The following is a 16,954-nucleotide window of genomic DNA, read 5'->3' as shown; positions in this document are numbered from 1 at the left end:
TCTGGGATGACAAACCGATGAGATACCTGCCCCGTCCAGTAGGGGTTGGCGGAAAAACGAGCGGTCGCCTCCACCACCTGGGTGATGCCGGTCCGCTCCGCGCGCACGGCGGAACCGCGCGGTGGAGCACATCGCGCGGGTCAGCCCGCGCGGTGGACCACCGCGTCGCACAGCTCGATCAGCGCGGACTTCGCATAGCCCTCCGGCAGCGGCGTCAGCGTGGCCCGCGCCGCCTCCGCGTACCGCACCGTGTCACGCCGCGCCCGCTCCAGGGCCGGGTGCGCGCGCAGCAGAGCCAGCGCCTTCGCGTGCAGGGCGTCGTCCGCCAGATCGCCGTCCAGCAGCTCGACCAGCTCCAGGTCTTCCTGCTTGCCGTGCGCCTCGGCCTGCGCGCGCAGCAGCAGCACCGGCAGCGTGGGGATGCCCTCACGCAGATCGGTGCCGGGCGTCTTGCCCGACTCGTGGGAGTCGCTGGCGATGTCGAGGACGTCGTCGGCGAGCTGGAAGGCGACGCCGAGCCGCTCGCCGTACTGGGTGAGGATGTCGACGACCGACTCGTCCGCGCCGGACATCATCGCGCCGAACCGCACCGAAACGGCGATCAGCGAGCCGGTCTTGCCCGAGATGACATCGAGGTAGTGGTCGACAGGATCGCGGCCGTCACGCGGCCCCGCCGTCTCCAGGATCTGACCCGTGACCAGCCGTTCGAATGCCTCCGCCTGGATACGGACGGCCTCGGGGCCGAGGTCGGCCAGGATGTGCGAGGCGCGCGCGAAGAGAAAATCACCCGTGAGGACGGCGACCGAGTTGCCCCAGCGGGCGTTGGCGCTGTCGACTCCGCGGCGGACCTCCGCCTCGTCCATCACGTCGTCGTGGTACAGCGTCGCGAGATGGGTCAGCTCGACGACCACGGCCGCCGGGACGACACCGGGCGCGTACGGGTCACCGAACTGCGCGGCGAGCATCACCAGCAGCGGACGGAACCGTTTGCCACCGGCCCGCACCAGGTGCTGCGCGGCCTCGGTGATGAACGGCACCTCGCTCTTGGTGGCTTCGAGCAACCCCGCCTCGACACCCGCCAATCCGGTCTGGACATCGGCCTCAAGAGCCTGGTCCCGCACGCTCAGCCCGAACGGCCCGACGACGGTCACGAGAGGTACTCCTGTCTACTGACGCTCACACGGATTGTCGATGTGTCGTTGTCTTCACTCAAGTCAGCGTATCCGGTCGCCTTTCGATCACCATGGGCGCCTTCCCGGCACCGCCGGTATGTTCGGGATCAGCCATACGACCAGTGCTAGAACTTTTGTCCGGTAACGGCGGCCGGAACGGAAGCGAACGGCGAGCGGCCGGACCCGGCGACGATCATGCCCGCTCCGGCCGCTCCGAAGCTCCGGGCCCTTCGGCCCGTCAGGTCACGTCGAGGGCCCATTGAGGGCTACCGCCGGTACATCCTCCAACCGGGCCGGTATGCTTGCCTCTTTTCGGTCAATGCGGACTTTTCACCACTGCCGCCGCTGGGCAACAGCGACGTAACGTGTCCTGCACCGATCCGGAAAGCGAGGCAGCACCGATGCCCGAGCAGAGCCCGCTCGAACCGGCCGAGGGCGATCCCTTCGGTCCGCACAATCTGCCGTACGGAGTCTTCTCCACCGCCGACGAGCCCGACCGCCGCCGGCTCGGGGTCCGCATCGGCGATCAGGTGCTCGACGCGGGAGCGGCGGCGCACGTCCTGGGCTCTCCATATGCCGCGCTGCTGGACCGGCCGAGTCTCAACCCGCTGATGGCGGCCGGTCGCACGGCCTGGCGCGATGTCCGCCGCGCTCTCACCGCCTGGGTCACCGTCCCCGCGCACCGGGCGGACATAGAGCCGCTCCTCCATCCGCTCGGATCCGTCACGCTGCATCTGCCGTACGAGGTCGCCGACTATGTCGACTTCTATTCGAGCGAGCACCACGCCACCAATGTGGGCCGGATCTTCCGGCCCGACGGCGACGCGCTGCCGGCCAACTGGAAGCACCTGCCGATCGGTTACCACGGCAGGGCCGGCACGATCGTCGTCTCCGGTACGGACGTGGCGCGCCCCTCCGGCCAGCGCAGGGCTCCCGCCGACCCGGCGCCCGTCTTCGGGCCGTCCGTCAAGCTCGACATCGAGGCGGAGGTCGGCTTCGTGGTCGGCACGCCGTCCCGGCAGGGCACTCCGGTGGAGCTGACGTCCTTCCGCGACCATGTCTTCGGGCTCTGCCTCCTCAACGACTGGTCCGCGCGCGACATCCAGGCCTGGGAGTATGTGCCGCTCGGCCCGTTCCTCGGAAAGTCCTTCGCCACGTCCGTCTCCGCCTGGGTCACTCCGCTGGAGGCCCTGGACGCGGCACGCGTGACGCCTCCGGCCCGTACCGAGCAGCCGCTCCCGTATCTGGACGACACGGACGACGAGCAGCCGGGCGGCTTCGACCTGCGGATCTCCGTCTCGCTCAATGGCGAGGTGATCTCCGAGCCGCCGTTCTCCTCCATGTACTGGACGGCCGCCCAGCAGCTCGCCCATCTGACGGTCAACGGTGCCTCGCTCCGTACGGGAGACCTCTTCGCCTCCGGCACGGTCAGCGGCGCCGCGCGCGAGCAGCGCGGCTCCCTCCTCGAACTCACCTGGAACGGCACCGAACCTCTCGAACTGCCCACCGGCAAGCGCACGTTCCTGGAGGACGGCGACGAGGTCACCCTGACAGCCTGGGCCCCCGGCCCCGACGGCACCCGGGTCGGCCTGGGCGAGGTGACCGGCCGGATCGTGGCCCGATGACCGGCCGGCACGGCGGCGCCCGTGCCGCTCTCCTCGTCCTCTCCCTGCTCCTCTCCGCTCCCGCGCTCACGGGCTGCGGTGCGGAACAGACTCCGGCGGCCCGGTATGAGGACGGTTACCGCTTCGGCCGGGACGAGGGGCCGGCCGGCCATCTCGGCGGCGGCGGCGAGGTTTCGCTCGGCGCCGCCGAGTCGGAGTGCGGCGAACACGCGGAGACGGACGGCGTGGACACCAACGCCGCGTGGATGGACGGCTGCACGGACGCGGCACGCGGACTGCCCGCCCGGCCGGAATGAGCGGGCGCCGCGCGCACGTCAACGCCACACGCCGCCTTCCCACGTGCGAGGGAGCTTGATCTTGTATCCGGCGGTTACGCTGGCAGAACCCGCGAGACTCCGTCCCATGGGAGCACTGATGAGCGTCGAACCCGAGGCCCCTGAGCCCACGTGGCCGACCCCGCCGGACGGCGGCTGGACCGCCGACGATCTGGACCGGCTTCCGAACCTGCCTCCGCACACGGAGCTGATCGACGGGAGCCTCGTCTTCGTGCGTCCGCAGACTCTTTTCCACTCACGGGCAGTCACCTTCTTCGAATGGCAGCTCCAGTCCGTGGCTCCCGCCGACCTGGAGATCGTCCGTGAGTTCTCCATCGACATCGACCGGTACAACCGGCCGGAGCCCGATGTCATCGCCGTGCGCGGAGACATCGTCGACGACCCCGAACAGACCCGGTTTCCCGCCGAGTCCGTGCTGCTCGCCGTCGAGGTCGTCTCCCCGGAGTCACGGTCGCGGGATCGGGAGACCAAGCCGCTGAAGTACGCCCGCGCCAAGATCCCGCACTACTGGCGGGTGGAGAATCACGACGGCCGGGCCGTGGTCTACGTCTTCGAGCTGGAGCCGGCCACCGGCGCCTACACCAGCACCGGGATCTTCCACGACCGGATGAAGGTCTCGGTCCCGTTCCCCGTCGATCTGGATCTCACCACCATCACTCCGCGCCGCCGCACCGCCGGTCAGGCGTAGCCGACACGCGGAGGGCCCGGCACCAGCATGCCGGGCCCTCCGCGTGTCTGTGCGCGCCGCCTACCGTACGAAGACGCCCGCCTGTCCGGCCAGGTCCAGGAAGTACTGCGGGGCCACACCCAGCACCAGCGTGACCGCCACGCCCACGCCGATCGCCGTCGTCGTCAGCGGCGACGGCACCGCCACCGTCGGGCCGTCGGCCTTCGGCTCGCTGAAGAACATCAGCACGATGACGCGGATGTAGAAGAAGGCCGCGATCGCCGAGGCGATCACACCGACCACCACCAGCGCTCCCGCGCCACCGTCCGCCGCCGCCTTGAAGACCGCGAACTTCCCGGAGAAGCCCGAGGTCAGCGGAATACCGGCGAAGGCGAGCAGAAAGACCGCGAAGACCGCCGCCACCAGCGGCGAACGCCGTCCCAGGCCCGCCCACTTGGAGAGATGCGTCGCCTCACCGCCCGCGTCGCGCACCAGCGTGACAACCGCGAACGCGCCGATCGTGACGAAGGAGTACGCCGCGAGATAGAAGAGGACGGACGAGATCCCGTCGGGCGTCGCCGCGATCACACCGGCCAGGATGAAGCCGGCGTGCGCGATCGACGAGTACGCCAGAAGCCGCTTGATGTCGGTCTGCGTGATGGCCACGATCGCGCCGCCCAGCATGGTGATGATGGCGACGGCCCACATCACCGGCCGCCAGTCCCAGCGCAGGCCCGGCAGGACGACGTACAGCAGCCGCAGCAGCGCCCCGAAGGCGGCCACCTTGGTCGCGGCGGCCATGAAGCCGGTGACCGGAGTCGGAGCGCCCTGGTAGACGTCCGGGGTCCACATGTGGAACGGCACCGCGCCGACCTTGAAGAGCAGACCCGTCAGGATCATCGCGCCGCCGATCAGCAGCAGCGCGTCGTTGCCCATGGTGTCGGCGAGCGCCGGGTTGATGTTCTGGACGGTGCCGTCGACCACCTCCGCGATCCGCGCGTACGACACGGAGCCCGCGTACCCGTACAGCAGAGCGATCCCGAAGAGCAGGAACGCCGACGAGAAGGCCCCCAGCAGGAAGTACTTGACCGCCGCCTCCTGCGACATCAGCCGCTTGCGGCGGGCGAGGGCGCAGAGGAGATAGAGCGGGAGCGAGAAGACTTCCAGCGCGATGAAGAGTGTCAGCAGGTCATTGGCCGCCGGGAAGACCAGCATGCCGGCGACGGCGAACAGCGCCAGCGGGAACACCTCGGTGGTGGTGAACCCGGCCCTGACCGCCGCCTTCTCGCTGTCACTGCCCGGTACGGAGGCGGCCTGCGCGGCGAAGGAGTCGACGCGGCCGCCGTGGCTCTCCGGGTCGAGCCTGCGCTCGGCGAAGGTGAACACGGCGACGACCGAGGACAGCAGGATCGTGCCCTGGAGGAAGAGCGTCGGACCGTCGACGGCGATGGCGCCCATCGCCGCGACATGCGCCTTGGTCGAGCCGTATCCGCCGGCCGCGAGCGCGATCACCGCCGCGAAGGCGGCGGCCAGGGCGACGACCGAGAGGAAGAGCTGCGCGTGGTAGCGCCCCTTGCGTGGGACGAACGCCTCGACCAGCACACCCAGGATCGCGGCGCCCACCACGATCAGTGCCGGTGCGAGCTGCGCGTATTCGATGTCCGGGGCCGGGATCTTGTTGATCCCGTCGGCCGCCATGGTTGTCCAGGGGCTGTGGACAGCAGTCGCACTCACGGAGCGGCCTCCACCTCGGGCTTGGGATCGGTCTTCTGTACGTCGGACAGCGTGTGCTGCACCGCCGGGTTGACGATCTCGGTCAGCGGCTTCGGATAGACGCCCAGGAAGAGGAGCAGCGCGATCAGCGGAGTGACGACCACCAGCTCCCGGACCCGCAGATCCGGCATGCTCCGGACCTCGGCCCTCACCGCGCCGGTCATCGTGCGCTGGTAGAGGACGAGGACATACAGAGCGGCCAGCACGATGCCGGTGGTGGCGATGATGCCGATCACCGGATACCGGCTGAACGTCCCGACCAGGACCAGGAATTCACTCACGAACGGAGAGAGTCCCGGCAGCGAGAGGGTGGCGAGGCCGCCGATCAGGAACGTACCGGCGAGGACCGGCGCGACCTTCTGCACACCGCCGTAGTCCTCGATGAGCCGCGAGCCGCGCCGCGAGATCAGGAAGCCGGCCACCAGCATCAGCGCGGCCGTCGAGATCCCGTGGTTGACCATGTAGAGCGTGGCGCCCGACTGGCCCTGGCTGGTCATCGCGAAGATGCCCATGATGATGAAGCCGAAGTGCGAGATCGACGCGTAGGCGATCAGACGCTTGATGTCGCGCTGACCGACCGCCAGCAGCGCCCCGTACACGATGCTGATCAGCGCCAGTACCAGGATCACCGGGGTGGCCCACTTGGACGCCTCCGGGAAGAGCTGGAGGCAGAAGCGCAGCATCGCGAAGGTGCCGACCTTGTCGACCACCGCGGTGATCAGCACGGCGACGGGCGCGGTGGCCTCGCCCATGGCGTTGGGCAGCCAGGTGTGCAGCGGCCACAGCGGCGCCTTCACCGCGAAGGCGAAGAAGAAGCCGAGGAAGAGCCACCGCTCGGTGCTGGTCGCGATGGACAGCGAGCCGTCGGCCCGCGCCTGGGCGATCTCGGAGAGCGAGAAGCTCCCGGCGACCACATAGAGCCCGATGACCGCGGCCAGCATGATCAGACCGCCGGCCAGGTTGTAGAGGAGGAACTTGACGGCCGCGTACGAGCGTTGCGTGGCGGCGGCGTCATCACCGCCGCCCGCCGCGGTGGCGGCGAACTGGGCGGGCGCCGCGCGGTCCCCGAAGCCTCCGATGAGGAAGTACATCGGGATGAGCATGGCTTCGAAGAGGATGTAGAAGAGGAAGACGTCGGTGGCCTCGAAGGAGAGGATCACCATCGCCTCGACCATCAGGATCAGCGCGAAGAAGCCCTGCGTCGGCCGCCAGCGGCGGTTCGCCTCGCTCACCGCCGAGCGGCCCGCGGAGTCCGTCTCCAGCGGATCGGCGTCGTGCCAGCCCGCCAGGATCACAAACGGGATCAGCAGTGCGGTCAGCGCGAGCAGGGCCACCCCGATGCCGTCCACGCCCAGTTCGTACCGGACACCGAAGTCCGCGATCCAGGCATGCGACTCGGTGAGCTGATAGCGGTCACCGCCGGGCTCGAAGCGGACCAGCACGATGGCGGCCAGCACGAGCGTGGCGAGCGAGAAGAGCAGCGCCAGCCATTTGGCGGCGGTGCGCCGGGCGGCCGGGACGGCCGCCGTGGCGATCGCGCCGACCGCGGGAAGCGCGGCCGTCACCGTCAGAAGAGGGAACGACATATCCGATTACACCGCCCTCATCAGCAGGGTCGCGGCGATGAGCACTGCCGTACCTCCGAACATCGAGACCGCGTAGGTGCGGGCGTAGCCGTTCTGCAGCTTGCGCAGCCGGCCGGAGAGCCCGCCGAAGGATGCCGCGGTGCCGTTGACCACTCCGTCCACCAAGGTGTGGTCGACATAGACGAGAGAGCGGGTGAGATGCTCGCCGCCGCGCACCAGGACCACATGGTTGAAGTCGTCCTGGAGAAGATCGCGGCGAGCGGCGCGGGTGAGCAGGGAGCCACGCGGCGCGACGCGAGGCACCGGGCGCCGGCCGTACTGGGCCCAGGCGATCCCGACACCGATCAGCAGCACCACGACCGTCGAGGCGGTGACCGCTCCGGCGCTGATCGGCGGCTCACCGTGTTCGAACCGCGTCACCGGCTCCAGCCACTTCACAAAGGACTCGCCGATGCTGAAGAGACCACCGGCGAAGACCGAACCGAAAGCGAGCACGATCATCGGGATGGTCATCGACCTGGGCGACTCGTGCGGATGCGGAACGGCGTGCTCGCCGCGCTCCTCGGCGGCCGGCTCGACGCCCGGCTCCGCCGGGGACGCGGTGGCCGTCTTGCGCCACCGCTCCTCGCCGAAGAAGGTCAGCAGCATCACGCGCGTCATGTAGTACGCGGTGATCGCCGCGCCCAGCAGCGTGACCGCGCCGAGGATCCAGCCCTCCGTGCCGCCCTTGGCGAAGGCCGCCTCGATGATCTTGTCCTTGGACCAGAAGCCGGACAGACCCGGGAAGCCGATGATCGCGAGATAGCCGAGACCGAAGGTGACGAAGGTGACCGGCATGTACTTCCGCAGGCCGCCGTACTTCCGCATGTCGACTTCGTCGTTCATGCCGTGCATGACGGATCCGGCGCCGAGGAAGAGCCCCGCCTTGAAGAAGCCGTGTGTCACCAGGTGCATGATCGCGAAGACATAGCCGATCGGACCGAGGCCCGCCGCCAGGATCATGTAGCCGATCTGCGACATCGTCGAGCCCGCGAGGGCCTTCTTGATGTCGTCCTTGGCGCAACCGACGATCGCACCGAACAGGAGCGTCACCGCACCGACCACCACGACCGCGAGCTGCGCGTCCGGAGCGCCGTTGAAGATCGCGCCGGACCGGGTGATCAGATAGACGCCGGCGGTCACCATCGTCGCCGCGTGGATCAGGGCCGAGACCGGGGTCGGGCCCTCCATCGCGTCGCCCAGCCAGGACTGGAGCGGCACCTGGGCCGACTTGCCGCAGGCGGCCAGCAGCAGCATCAGGCCGATCGCCGTCAGCTTGCCCTCGGTCGCGTCGCCCGCGGCCTCCAGCACCGGCCCGAAGGCGAAGGTCCCGAAGGTGGTGAACATCAGCATGATCGCGATCGACAGACCCATGTCGCCGACCCGGTTGACCAGGAACGCCTTCTTGGCCGCCGTGGCCGCGCTGGGCTTGTGCTGCCAGAACCCGATGAGCAGGTACGAGGCGAGACCGACGCCCTCCCAGCCCATGTACAGCAGCAGGTAGTTGTCGGCGAGGACCAGCAGCAGCATCGCCGCCAGGAACAGATTCAGATAGCCGAAGAAACGGCGGCGCCGCTCGTCGTGCTCCATGTATCCGATCGAGTAGATGTGGATCAGCGTGCCCACACCGGTGATCAGCAGTACGAAGGTCATCGACAACTGGTCGAGCTGGAAGGCGACGTCCGCCTGGAAGCCCTCGACCGGGATCCAGCTGAACAGATGCTGGTGCAGGGAGCGTTCTTCGCCGCTCCTGCCGAGCATGCCGCTGAAGAGCACCACGCCGATGACAAAGGACGCGGCGGCCAGCAGTGTGCCGAGCCAGTGGCCCGCGCGGTCGAGCCTGCGCCCGCCGCACAGCAGGACGGCCGCTCCGAGCAGAGGCGCCGCGACAAGCAGCGCAATCAAGTTCTCCACGATTCAGCGACCCCTCAGAGCTTCATCAGGCTGGCGTCGTCGACCGAGGCCGAGTGGCGGGAACGGAACACGGACACGATGATCGCGAGCCCGACCACGACCTCCGCGGCGGCGACGACCATCGTGAAGAAGGCGATGATCTGGCCGTCGAGATTGCCGTGCATCCGGGCGAAGGTCACGAACGCGAGATTGCAGGCGTTGAGCATCAGCTCGACGCACATGAAGACCACGATCGCGTTCCGCCGGATCAGCACACCGGCCGCGCCGATGGTGAAGAGCAGAGAGGCGAGATAGAGGTAGTAGACCGGGTTCATCGCTTGATCTCATCCTCCTTGCGGCCCAGCCGCTCCGCCGACCGCTGCTCCAGCGCCTTGAGGTCCGAGATGGCCTCGTTCGACACGTCGCGGATCTGGCCACGGTCCTTCAGCGTCTTGTTGACCGTCAGCTCGGACGCGGTGCCGTCCGGCAGCAGACCGGCGATGTTTACCGCGTTGTGCCTGGCGTAGACACCGGGAGCGGGCAGCGGTGGGAGCTGCGTCCCCTTGCGTACGCGCTCCTCGGCCATCTCCCGCTGTGTCTTGGCCCGTTCGGTGCGCTCCCGGTGCGTGAGCACCATCGCGCCGACGGCCGCGGTGATCAGCAGCGCGCCGGTGATCTCGAAGGCGAAGACGTACTTGGTGAAGATCAGAGCGGCCAGTCCTTCGACATTGCCTCCGGCGTTGGCCTGGCCGAGCCCGGTGAACGAGTTCAGCGAGGCATTGCCGATCCCGGCGACCAGCAGGGCGCCGAAGCCGAGCCCGCAGATCGCGGCCCACCAACGCTGGCCCCGGAGCGTCTCCTTGAGAGAGTCGGCGGCGGTGACTCCGACCAGCATGACGACGAAGAGGAACAGCATCATGATCGCGCCGGTGTAGACGACGATCTGCACGATGCCCAGGAAATAGGCGCCGTTGGCCAGATAGAAGACCGCCAGGACGATCATCGTCCCGGCGAGGCACAGTGCGCTGTGCACGGCCTTCTTCATCAGGATCGTGCCGAGCGCGCCGATCAGGGCGACGGTGCCGAGGATCCAGAACTGGACGGCCTCACCGGTCGAGGTGACGGAGGCGGCGATCGCGTTCATCCGCCGATCACCTTCCTCGACGCCGGCTCGTCCTCGCCGAAGTCCGAGGCGCCTTCCTGCGGCCGCCCGGACTTGGTCAGCGGGACCTGCCGGACCGTACCGGGCGCGGCCTCGGTGACCAGGCCCCGGTAGTAGTCCTGCTCGTCCGTGCCCGGGAAGATCGAGTGCGGCGACTCGACCATGCCTTCCTCAAGTCCCGCGAGGAGCTGCTCCTTTGTGTAGATGAGGCTCTCGCGGGAGCTGTCGGCCAGCTCGAAGTCATTGGTCATCGTGAGCGCCCGGGTCGGGCATGCCTCGATGCACAGTCCGCAGAGAATGCAGCGGGCGTAGTTGATCTGGTAGACGCGGCCGTAACGCTCACCGGGCGAGTAGCGCTCCTCGTCGGTGTTGTCCGCGCCTTCCACATAGATCGCGTCCGCCGGACAGGCCCAGGCGCACAACTCGCAGCCGATGCACTTCTCCAGGCCGTCCGGATGCCGGTTGAGCTGGTGCCGGCCGTGGAAACGCGGCGCCGTCACCTTCTGCTGTTCCGGATACTGCTCGGTCAGCCGCTTCTTGAACATGGCCTTGAAGGTCACGCCGAAGCCGGCCACCGGATTCCGGGGGGTACGGGGGGCGTCCCCCTGCGAAGAGTCAGACACCGTCAGCCTCCTTTCCGTCACTCTCGGTACCGTCACTCACAGTATTGCCGCCACCACTGACAATCAGCTCGCGCTCCTGGCGCGGACGCCTGCGCGGCACCGGTGGCAGTGTCTGGCCCGGCAGCGGTGGCACCGGGAATCCACCCGCCATCGGGTCGAAGGCGGGCGGCTCCGGCTCCTTCGCCGCCTCGGCCCTCTCCTTCTTGTCACGGAAGATGTCCACGACGAAGGAGAGCAGCAGGACCGCGATGACCGCCCCGCCGACGTACAGCACGATCGACTGGAAGGCGTAGTTCTCGTTCCGCAGCGCCCGTACGGTCGCGACGAGCATCAGCCAGACCACCGAGACCGGGATCAGGATCTTCCAGCCGAGCTTCATGAGCTGGTCATAGCGGACACGGGGCAGCGTGCCGCGCAGCCAGATGAAGAAGAAGAGCAGAAGCTGGACCTTGACGACGAACCAGAGCATCGGCCACCAGCCGTGGTTCGCGCCCTCCCAGAAGGTGGAGACCGGCCAGGGAGCACGCCAGCCGCCGAGGAAGAGCGTCGTCGCGACGGCCGAGACGGTGACCATGTTGACGTACTCGGCGAGCATGAACATCGCGAACTTGATCGACGAGTACTCGGTGTTGAAGCCTCCGACCAGGTCGCCCTCGGACTCCGGCATGTCGAACGGAGCGCGGTTGGTCTCGCCCACCATCGTGACGATGTAGATGATGAAGGAGACCGGCAGCAGCACGATGTACCAGCGGTCCGCCTGCGCCTCGACGATCGCCGAGGTCGACATGGACCCGGAGTAGAGGAACACCGAGGCGAACGCGGCGCCCATCGCGATCTCGTACGAGATCATCTGCGCGCACGAGCGCAGACCGCCGAGCAGCGGATACGTCGACCCCGACGACCAGCCCGCGAGGACGATGCCGTAGATCCCGACCGAGGCGACCGCGAGGATGTAGAGCATCGCGATCGGCAGGTCGGTGAGCTGCATCGTGGTGCGGTGGCCGAAGATCGAGACCTCGTTGCCGGACGGCCCGAACGGGATCACGGCGATCGCCATGAAGGCCGGCACCGCGGCGATGATCGGCGCGAGGATGTAGACGACCTTGTCCGCGCGCTTGACGACCAGGTCCTCCTTCAGCATCAGCTTGATGCCGTCGGCGAGCGACTGGAGCATGCCCCAGGGACCGTGCCGGTTGGGCCCGATGCGCAACTGCATCCAGGCGACGACCTTGCGCTCCCACACGATGGAGAAGAGCACGGTCACCATCAGGAACGCGAAGCAGAACACCGCCTTGACGACCACGAGCCACCAGGGATCGCGGCCGAACAACGACAGGTCCTCGGCGGCGAGAACACTCACCGGGTCCGCCGCGAGCTGGGCGAGGGCGGTCATGCGTGCACCTCCGGAGTGGCGGGAGCCGCGTCCGCCGGCTCGGCGGGGCCGATACGGACGAGCGTCCCGGGACGGGAGCCGGTGTCCGCGAGGACACCGCCGCCGGTGGAGTTGAGCGGCAGCCAGACGACCCGGTCGGGCATCTCCGTCACCCGCAGCGGAAGCGCCACCGTGCCGGCCGGGCCGGTGACGGCCAGCTCGTCGCCGTCCTTGACGCCGGTCTCCGCGGCCGTCGCGGCGGAGAGCCGGGCGACCGCCGCGTGCCGGGTGCCCGCCAGGGCCTCGTCGCCGTCCTGGAGACGGCCCTGGTCGAGCAGGAGCCGATGGCCCGCGAGGACCGCCTCGCCGCCGCCGGGCCTGGGCACCGGCCGGGCGGATTCGCGCGGTTCGGTGGCGTGCGGCCCGTCCCAGCCGCCGAGCCGGTCCAGTTCGGCGCGTACGGCCCTGAGATCCGGCAGCGCGAAGTGCACGTCCAGGGCGTCGGCCAGCATGTGCAGTACCCGCGCGTCGCTCGGCGGCAGGCGCCGCGTCATCTGCTCCGGCTTCAGCGCGGCCTCGAACAGCCGCGCCCTGCCTTCCCAGTTGAGGAAGGTGCCGGGCTTCTCGGCGACGGCCGCGACCGGGAAGACCACGTCCGCGCGGTCGGTGACCTCGCTCGGCCGCAGCTCCAGCGAGACCAGGAAGCCGACCGCGTCCAGCGCGGCCCGCGCGGCCACCGGGTCCGGCAGATCCGCGACCTCGACACCGGCGACGACCAGTGCGGCCAGCTCACCGGTGGCGGCGGCCGCGACGATCTGGCCGGTGTCGCGGCCGTACCGCTGCGGCAGTTCGCGTACGCCCCAGACCGCCGCGGTCTCCTCACGGGCCCGCGGGTCGGTGGCGGGCCGGCCGCCGGGCAGCAGCGACGGGAGCGCGCCCGCCTCGACGGCGCCGCGCTCGCCGGCCCGCCGGGGGATCCAGCCGAGCCGGGCGCCGGTGGCGGCGGCGGCCCGGACGGCGGCGGTGAGCCCGCCGGGAACCGCGGCGAGCCGTTCGCCGACGACGATCACGGCGCCCGGCGCGCGCAGCGCCTCGGCGGCCCGGGCGCCGTCACCGTCCAGTCCCGTGCCGGACGCCAGGGCGTCCAGCCAGTCGGGCTCGGTGCCGGGCGCGGCCGGCAGCAGCGTGCCGCCGGCCTTCTCCAGACCGCGGGTGGCGTGCGTCGCCAGCGAGAAGGCGCTCTGCCGGTGCTTGCGGTGCGCCTTGCGCAGCCGCAGGAAGACGCCGGGCGCCTCCTCCTCGGACTCGAAGCCCACCAGCAGGACGGCCGGTGCCTTCTCCAGCGTGGTGTACGTCAGCCCCGTACCGTCCAGGTCGCGGCCCCGGCCGGCGACCTGGGCGGCCAGGAAGTCGGCCTCCTCGCCGCTGTGCACGCGCGCGCGGAAGTCGATGTCGTTCGTGTCGAGGGCGACGCGGGCGAACTTGGCGTACGCGTAGGCGTCCTCGACGGTCAGCCGGCCGCCGGCCAGCACACCGGCCCGGCCGCGCGCGGCGCTCAGACCGCGGGCGGCGGCCTCCAGTGCCTCCGGCCAGCTCGCCGGTTCGAGGACACCGTCCGCGTTCCGTACGAGCGGGGTCGTCAGCCGGTCGGGCTTCTGCGCGTAGCGGAAGCCGAACCGTCCCTTGTCGCAGATCCACTCCTCGTTGACCTCGGGATCGTCGGCCGCCATGCGCCGCATGACCTTGCCGCGCCGGTGGTCGGTGCGGGTGGCGCAGCCGCCCGCGCAGTGCTCGCAGACGCTCGGCGAGGACACCAGGTCGAACGGGCGGGAGCGGAATCGGTACGCCGCCGAGGTCAGCGCGCCCACCGGGCAGATCTGGATGGTGTTCCCGGAGAAGTACGACTGGAACGGGTCGCCCTCGCCGGTGCCGACCTGCTGGAGCGCGCCGCGCTCCAGCAGCTCGATCATCGGGTCGCCCGCGACCTGGTTGGAGAACCGGGTGCAGCGCGCGCACAGCACGCACCGCTCACGGTCGAGCAGCACCTGCGTGGAGATCGGCACGGGCTTGTCGAACGTCCGCTTCCTGCCCTCGAAGCGGGTGTCCGCCTCGCCGACCTGCATGGCCTGGTTCTGCAGCGGACACTCGCCGCCCTTGTCGCAGACGGGACAGTCCAGCGGGTGGTTGATGAGCAGCAGCTCCATCACACCGCGCTGGGCCTTCTCGGCGACCGGCGAGGTGACCTGCGACTTGACGACCATGCCGTCGGTGCAGGTGATGGTGCAGGAGGCCATCGGCTTGCGCTGGCCCTCCACCTCGACGATGCACTGGCGGCAGGCGCCGACCGGGTCGAGGAGCGGATGGTCGCAGAATCGCGGGATCTCGATGCCGAGCAGCTCGGCGGCGCGGATCACCAGGGTCCCCTTCGGGACGGAGATCTCGATGCCGTCGATCGTCAGCGAGACAAGATCCTCGGGCGGGACCGCCGCCTCGCCGCCGCCGGAGGGGGCAGACGTGGTGACTGTCATGCGTTCACCTCCAGGTGCGGGTTCTGGTCTGCCCACGCGGTGGACTTCGCGGGGTCGAAGGGGCAGCCCTTGCCGGTGATGTGCTGCTCGTACTCCTCGCGGAAGTACATGAGCGAGGAGAAGATCGGAGCGGCGGCGCCGTCGCCGAGCGCGCAGAACGACTTGCCGTTGATGGTGTCGGCGATGTCGTTCAGCTTGTCGAGGTCGGACAGCCGTCCCTTGCCGGCCTCGATGTCGCGCAGGAGCTGGACCAGCCAGTAGGTGCCTTCCCGGCAGGGCGTGCACTTGCCGCAGGACTCATGGGCGTAGAACTCGGTCCAGCGCGTCACGGCCCGGACGACACAGGTCGTCTCGTCGAAACACTGGAGCGCCTTGGTGCCGAGCATGGAGCCGGCGGCGCCGACGCCCTCGTAGTCCAGCGGGACATCGAGGTGTTCGTCGGTGAACATCGGCGTCGAGGAGCCGCCGGGCGTCCAGAACTTCAGCCGGTGGCCGGCCCTGATGCCGCCGCCCATGTCGAGGAGCTGGCGCAGGGTGAGGCCGAGCGGGCCCTCGTACTGGCCGGGGTTGGTGACATGGCCGCTGAGCGAGTAGAGCGTGAAGCCCGGCGACTTCTCGCTGCCCATCGACCTGAACCACTCCTTGCCACGGTTCAGGATCGCGGGAACGGACGCGATGGACTCGACGTTGTTCACCACAGTGGGGCAGGCGTAGAGCCCCGCGACAGCAGGGAAGGGAGGACGCAGCCGGGGCTGTCCGCGACGGCCCTCCAGGGAGTCCAGCAGCGCGGTCTCCTCGCCGCAGATGTACGCGCCCGCGCCCGCGTGCACGACGACATCGAGATCGAGTCCGCTGCCCAGGATGTTCTTGCCGAGATAGCCCGCCGCGTATGCCTCGCGGACGGCTTCGTGCAGCCTGCGCAGTACGGGGACGACCTCGCCGCGCAGATAGATGAACGCGTTCTGCGAGCGGATCGCGTAGCAGGCGATCACGATGCCCTCGATGAGGGAGTGCGGATTGGCGAAGAGAAGAGGGATGTCCTTGCAGGTGCCCGGCTCCGACTCGTCCGCGTTGACCACCAGATAGTGCGGCTTGCCGTCGCCCTGCGGGATGAACTGCCACTTCATCCCGGTGGGAAAGCCGGCGCCGCCGCGGCCGCGCAGACCCGCGTCCTTGACGTACGCGATGAGGTCGTCGGGCGTCATGGCGAGGGCCTTCTTCAGCCCTTCGTATCCCTCGTGCCGCTCATAGGTGGCCAGGGTCCAGGACTCCGGCTGGTCCCAGAAGGCGGACAGGACAGGCGCGAGAAGCTTCTCGGGGCTGGTCCCGTTCTCGTTGAGTTCGGCTGCCATGGTCATCACTCCCCCTCCTCTGCGGCTGGTCCGGCCGGGTGCGAGGGGTCGGAGGCCGACGTCTGCTGCGGTGCGTCGTGCGAGCTGAGATGGCGCGAGCCCGGCTGCGGCTCGTCGTGCGGTGTCCTCGCGTCGCGCGGGCGGACCACTCGCGGCTGGGGTCCCTCTCCCTTGGCGAGCCGCAGTCCGGTGAGCGACGCCGGTCCCGCACCGCCGGTGGCCTCGACGGCGCCGGGCCGCTCGTCGGGGAAGCCGGCGAGGATGCGCGCCGTCTCCTTGTACGTACAGAGCGGCGCGCCGCGGGTGGGCTCGACGCGCAGCCCTTCCCTCAGATCGTCGACGAGGCGCTTGGCGGTTTCCGGCGTCTGGTTGTCGAAGAACTCCCAGTTGACCATCACCACCGGCGCGAAGTCGCACGCCGCGTTGCACTCGATGTGCTCAAGGGTGATCTTGCCGTCCTCGGTCGTCTCGTCGTTGCCGACGCCGAGGTGCTCCTTCAGTTCCTCGAAGATGGCGTCGCCACCCATCACCGCGCAGAGCGTGTTGGTGCAGACACCGACCTGGTAGTCACCGCTCGGCTTGCGCCGGTACATGGAGTAGAAGGTCGCGACGGCGGTGACCTCGGCGGTGGTCAGATCGAGCAGCCGCGCGCAGAGGGCCATGCCCGTGCGCGAGACATAGCCCTCTTCCGACTGCACGAGATGCAGCAGCGGGAGCAGTGCGGACCGCGACCCTGGATAGCGGGCGATGATCTCCTTGGCGTCCGCTTCGAGCCTGGCCCGTACCTCGGCCGGATACTCGGGGGCGGGGAGCTGCGGCATCCCCAA

Annotated in this window: 14 protein-coding genes; 3 read left to right on the top strand and 11 right to left on the bottom strand. The window is 69.3% G+C overall.

The window, feature by feature from the left end:
- Positions 1-140: 140 nt before the first annotated feature.
- Positions 141-1,151, bottom strand: coding sequence for a polyprenyl synthetase family protein (locus PV679_RS11155; protein ID WP_319679968.1), 1,011 nt, complete (start codon positions 1,149-1,151; stop codon positions 141-143).
- 422 nt (positions 1,152-1,573) lie between these two features.
- Between PV679_RS11155 and fahA the strand changes: the two genes are divergently transcribed.
- From fahA to PV679_RS11140, 3 genes are all read left to right on the top strand, one after another.
- Positions 1,574-2,797 carry a fumarylacetoacetase gene (fahA, locus tag PV679_RS11150; protein ID WP_319679967.1) on the top strand — a complete coding sequence of 408 codons (1,224 nt, stop codon included), beginning with the start codon at positions 1,574-1,576 and terminating at the stop codon, positions 2,795-2,797.
- Positions 2,794-3,093, top strand: a complete 300-nt coding sequence (locus PV679_RS11145; protein ID WP_319679966.1) for a hypothetical protein — start codon at positions 2,794-2,796, stop codon at positions 3,091-3,093. Before fahA ends, PV679_RS11145 begins: the two co-directional genes overlap by 4 nt.
- A 118-nt stretch (positions 3,094-3,211) precedes the next feature.
- Complete coding sequence (locus tag PV679_RS11140; protein ID WP_319679965.1) at positions 3,212-3,820, top strand: Uma2 family endonuclease; 609 nt, start codon at positions 3,212-3,214, stop codon at positions 3,818-3,820.
- A gap of 60 nt (positions 3,821-3,880) precedes the next feature.
- On the opposite strand, the gene nuoN is transcribed toward PV679_RS11140, so the two are convergent.
- From nuoN to nuoE, 10 genes are read right to left on the bottom strand one after another with little or no spacing between them, the layout of a single operon-like run.
- Positions 3,881-5,533: an NADH-quinone oxidoreductase subunit NuoN gene (gene nuoN, locus PV679_RS11135; RefSeq protein ID WP_319679964.1), complete on the bottom strand. Its 1,653-nt coding sequence runs from the start codon at positions 5,531-5,533 to the stop codon at positions 3,881-3,883.
- Positions 5,530-7,158 (bottom strand): NADH-quinone oxidoreductase subunit M, encoded by a 1,629-nt coding sequence (locus tag PV679_RS11130; RefSeq protein WP_319679963.1) that lies wholly within the window; start codon positions 7,156-7,158, stop codon positions 5,530-5,532. The genes nuoN and PV679_RS11130 overlap by 4 nt, the downstream gene beginning before the upstream one ends.
- Before the next feature lie 6 nt (positions 7,159-7,164).
- Positions 7,165-9,111, bottom strand: coding sequence for an NADH-quinone oxidoreductase subunit L (gene nuoL, locus PV679_RS11125; RefSeq protein ID WP_319679962.1), 1,947 nt, complete (start codon positions 9,109-9,111; stop codon positions 7,165-7,167).
- Positions 9,112-9,125: 14 nt separating this feature from the next.
- A complete protein-coding gene (nuoK, locus tag PV679_RS11120; protein WP_319679961.1) occupies positions 9,126-9,425 on the bottom strand; it encodes an NADH-quinone oxidoreductase subunit NuoK in 300 nt (99 codons plus the stop codon).
- On the bottom strand, positions 9,422-10,234 hold the full coding sequence (locus PV679_RS11115) for an NADH-quinone oxidoreductase subunit J (RefSeq protein WP_319679960.1): 813 nt from the start codon (positions 10,232-10,234) through the stop codon (positions 9,422-9,424). Before PV679_RS11115 ends, nuoK begins: the two co-directional genes overlap by 4 nt.
- The gene (gene nuoI, locus PV679_RS11110; RefSeq protein ID WP_319679959.1) at positions 10,231-10,875 is read right to left on the bottom strand and encodes an NADH-quinone oxidoreductase subunit NuoI; all 645 of its coding nucleotides are present in this window, start codon (positions 10,873-10,875) and stop codon (positions 10,231-10,233) included. Before nuoI ends, PV679_RS11115 begins: the two co-directional genes overlap by 4 nt.
- Positions 10,868-12,268: an NADH-quinone oxidoreductase subunit NuoH gene (nuoH, locus tag PV679_RS11105; RefSeq protein ID WP_319679958.1), complete on the bottom strand. Its 1,401-nt coding sequence runs from the start codon at positions 12,266-12,268 to the stop codon at positions 10,868-10,870. The genes nuoI and nuoH overlap by 8 nt, the downstream gene beginning before the upstream one ends.
- Complete coding sequence (locus PV679_RS11100) at positions 12,265-14,775, bottom strand: NADH-quinone oxidoreductase subunit G (protein ID WP_319679957.1); 2,511 nt, start codon at positions 14,773-14,775, stop codon at positions 12,265-12,267. Before PV679_RS11100 ends, nuoH begins: the two co-directional genes overlap by 4 nt.
- The gene (nuoF, locus tag PV679_RS11095) at positions 14,772-16,133 is read right to left on the bottom strand and encodes an NADH-quinone oxidoreductase subunit NuoF (RefSeq protein WP_319679956.1); all 1,362 of its coding nucleotides are present in this window, start codon (positions 16,131-16,133) and stop codon (positions 14,772-14,774) included. The genes PV679_RS11100 and nuoF overlap by 4 nt, the downstream gene beginning before the upstream one ends.
- Positions 16,133-16,948 carry an NADH-quinone oxidoreductase subunit NuoE gene (nuoE, locus tag PV679_RS11090; protein WP_319679955.1) on the bottom strand — a complete coding sequence of 272 codons (816 nt, stop codon included), beginning with the start codon at positions 16,946-16,948 and terminating at the stop codon, positions 16,133-16,135. Before nuoE ends, nuoF begins: the two co-directional genes overlap by 1 nt.
- Positions 16,949-16,954 lie beyond the last annotated feature (6 nt).

The organism is Streptomyces sp. AK02-01A (genome assembly GCF_033795305.1).
In the GTDB taxonomy this organism is placed as follows: domain Bacteria; phylum Actinomycetota; class Actinomycetes; order Streptomycetales; family Streptomycetaceae; genus Streptomyces.
This window is presented reverse-complemented; position numbering and strand designations above follow the sequence as displayed.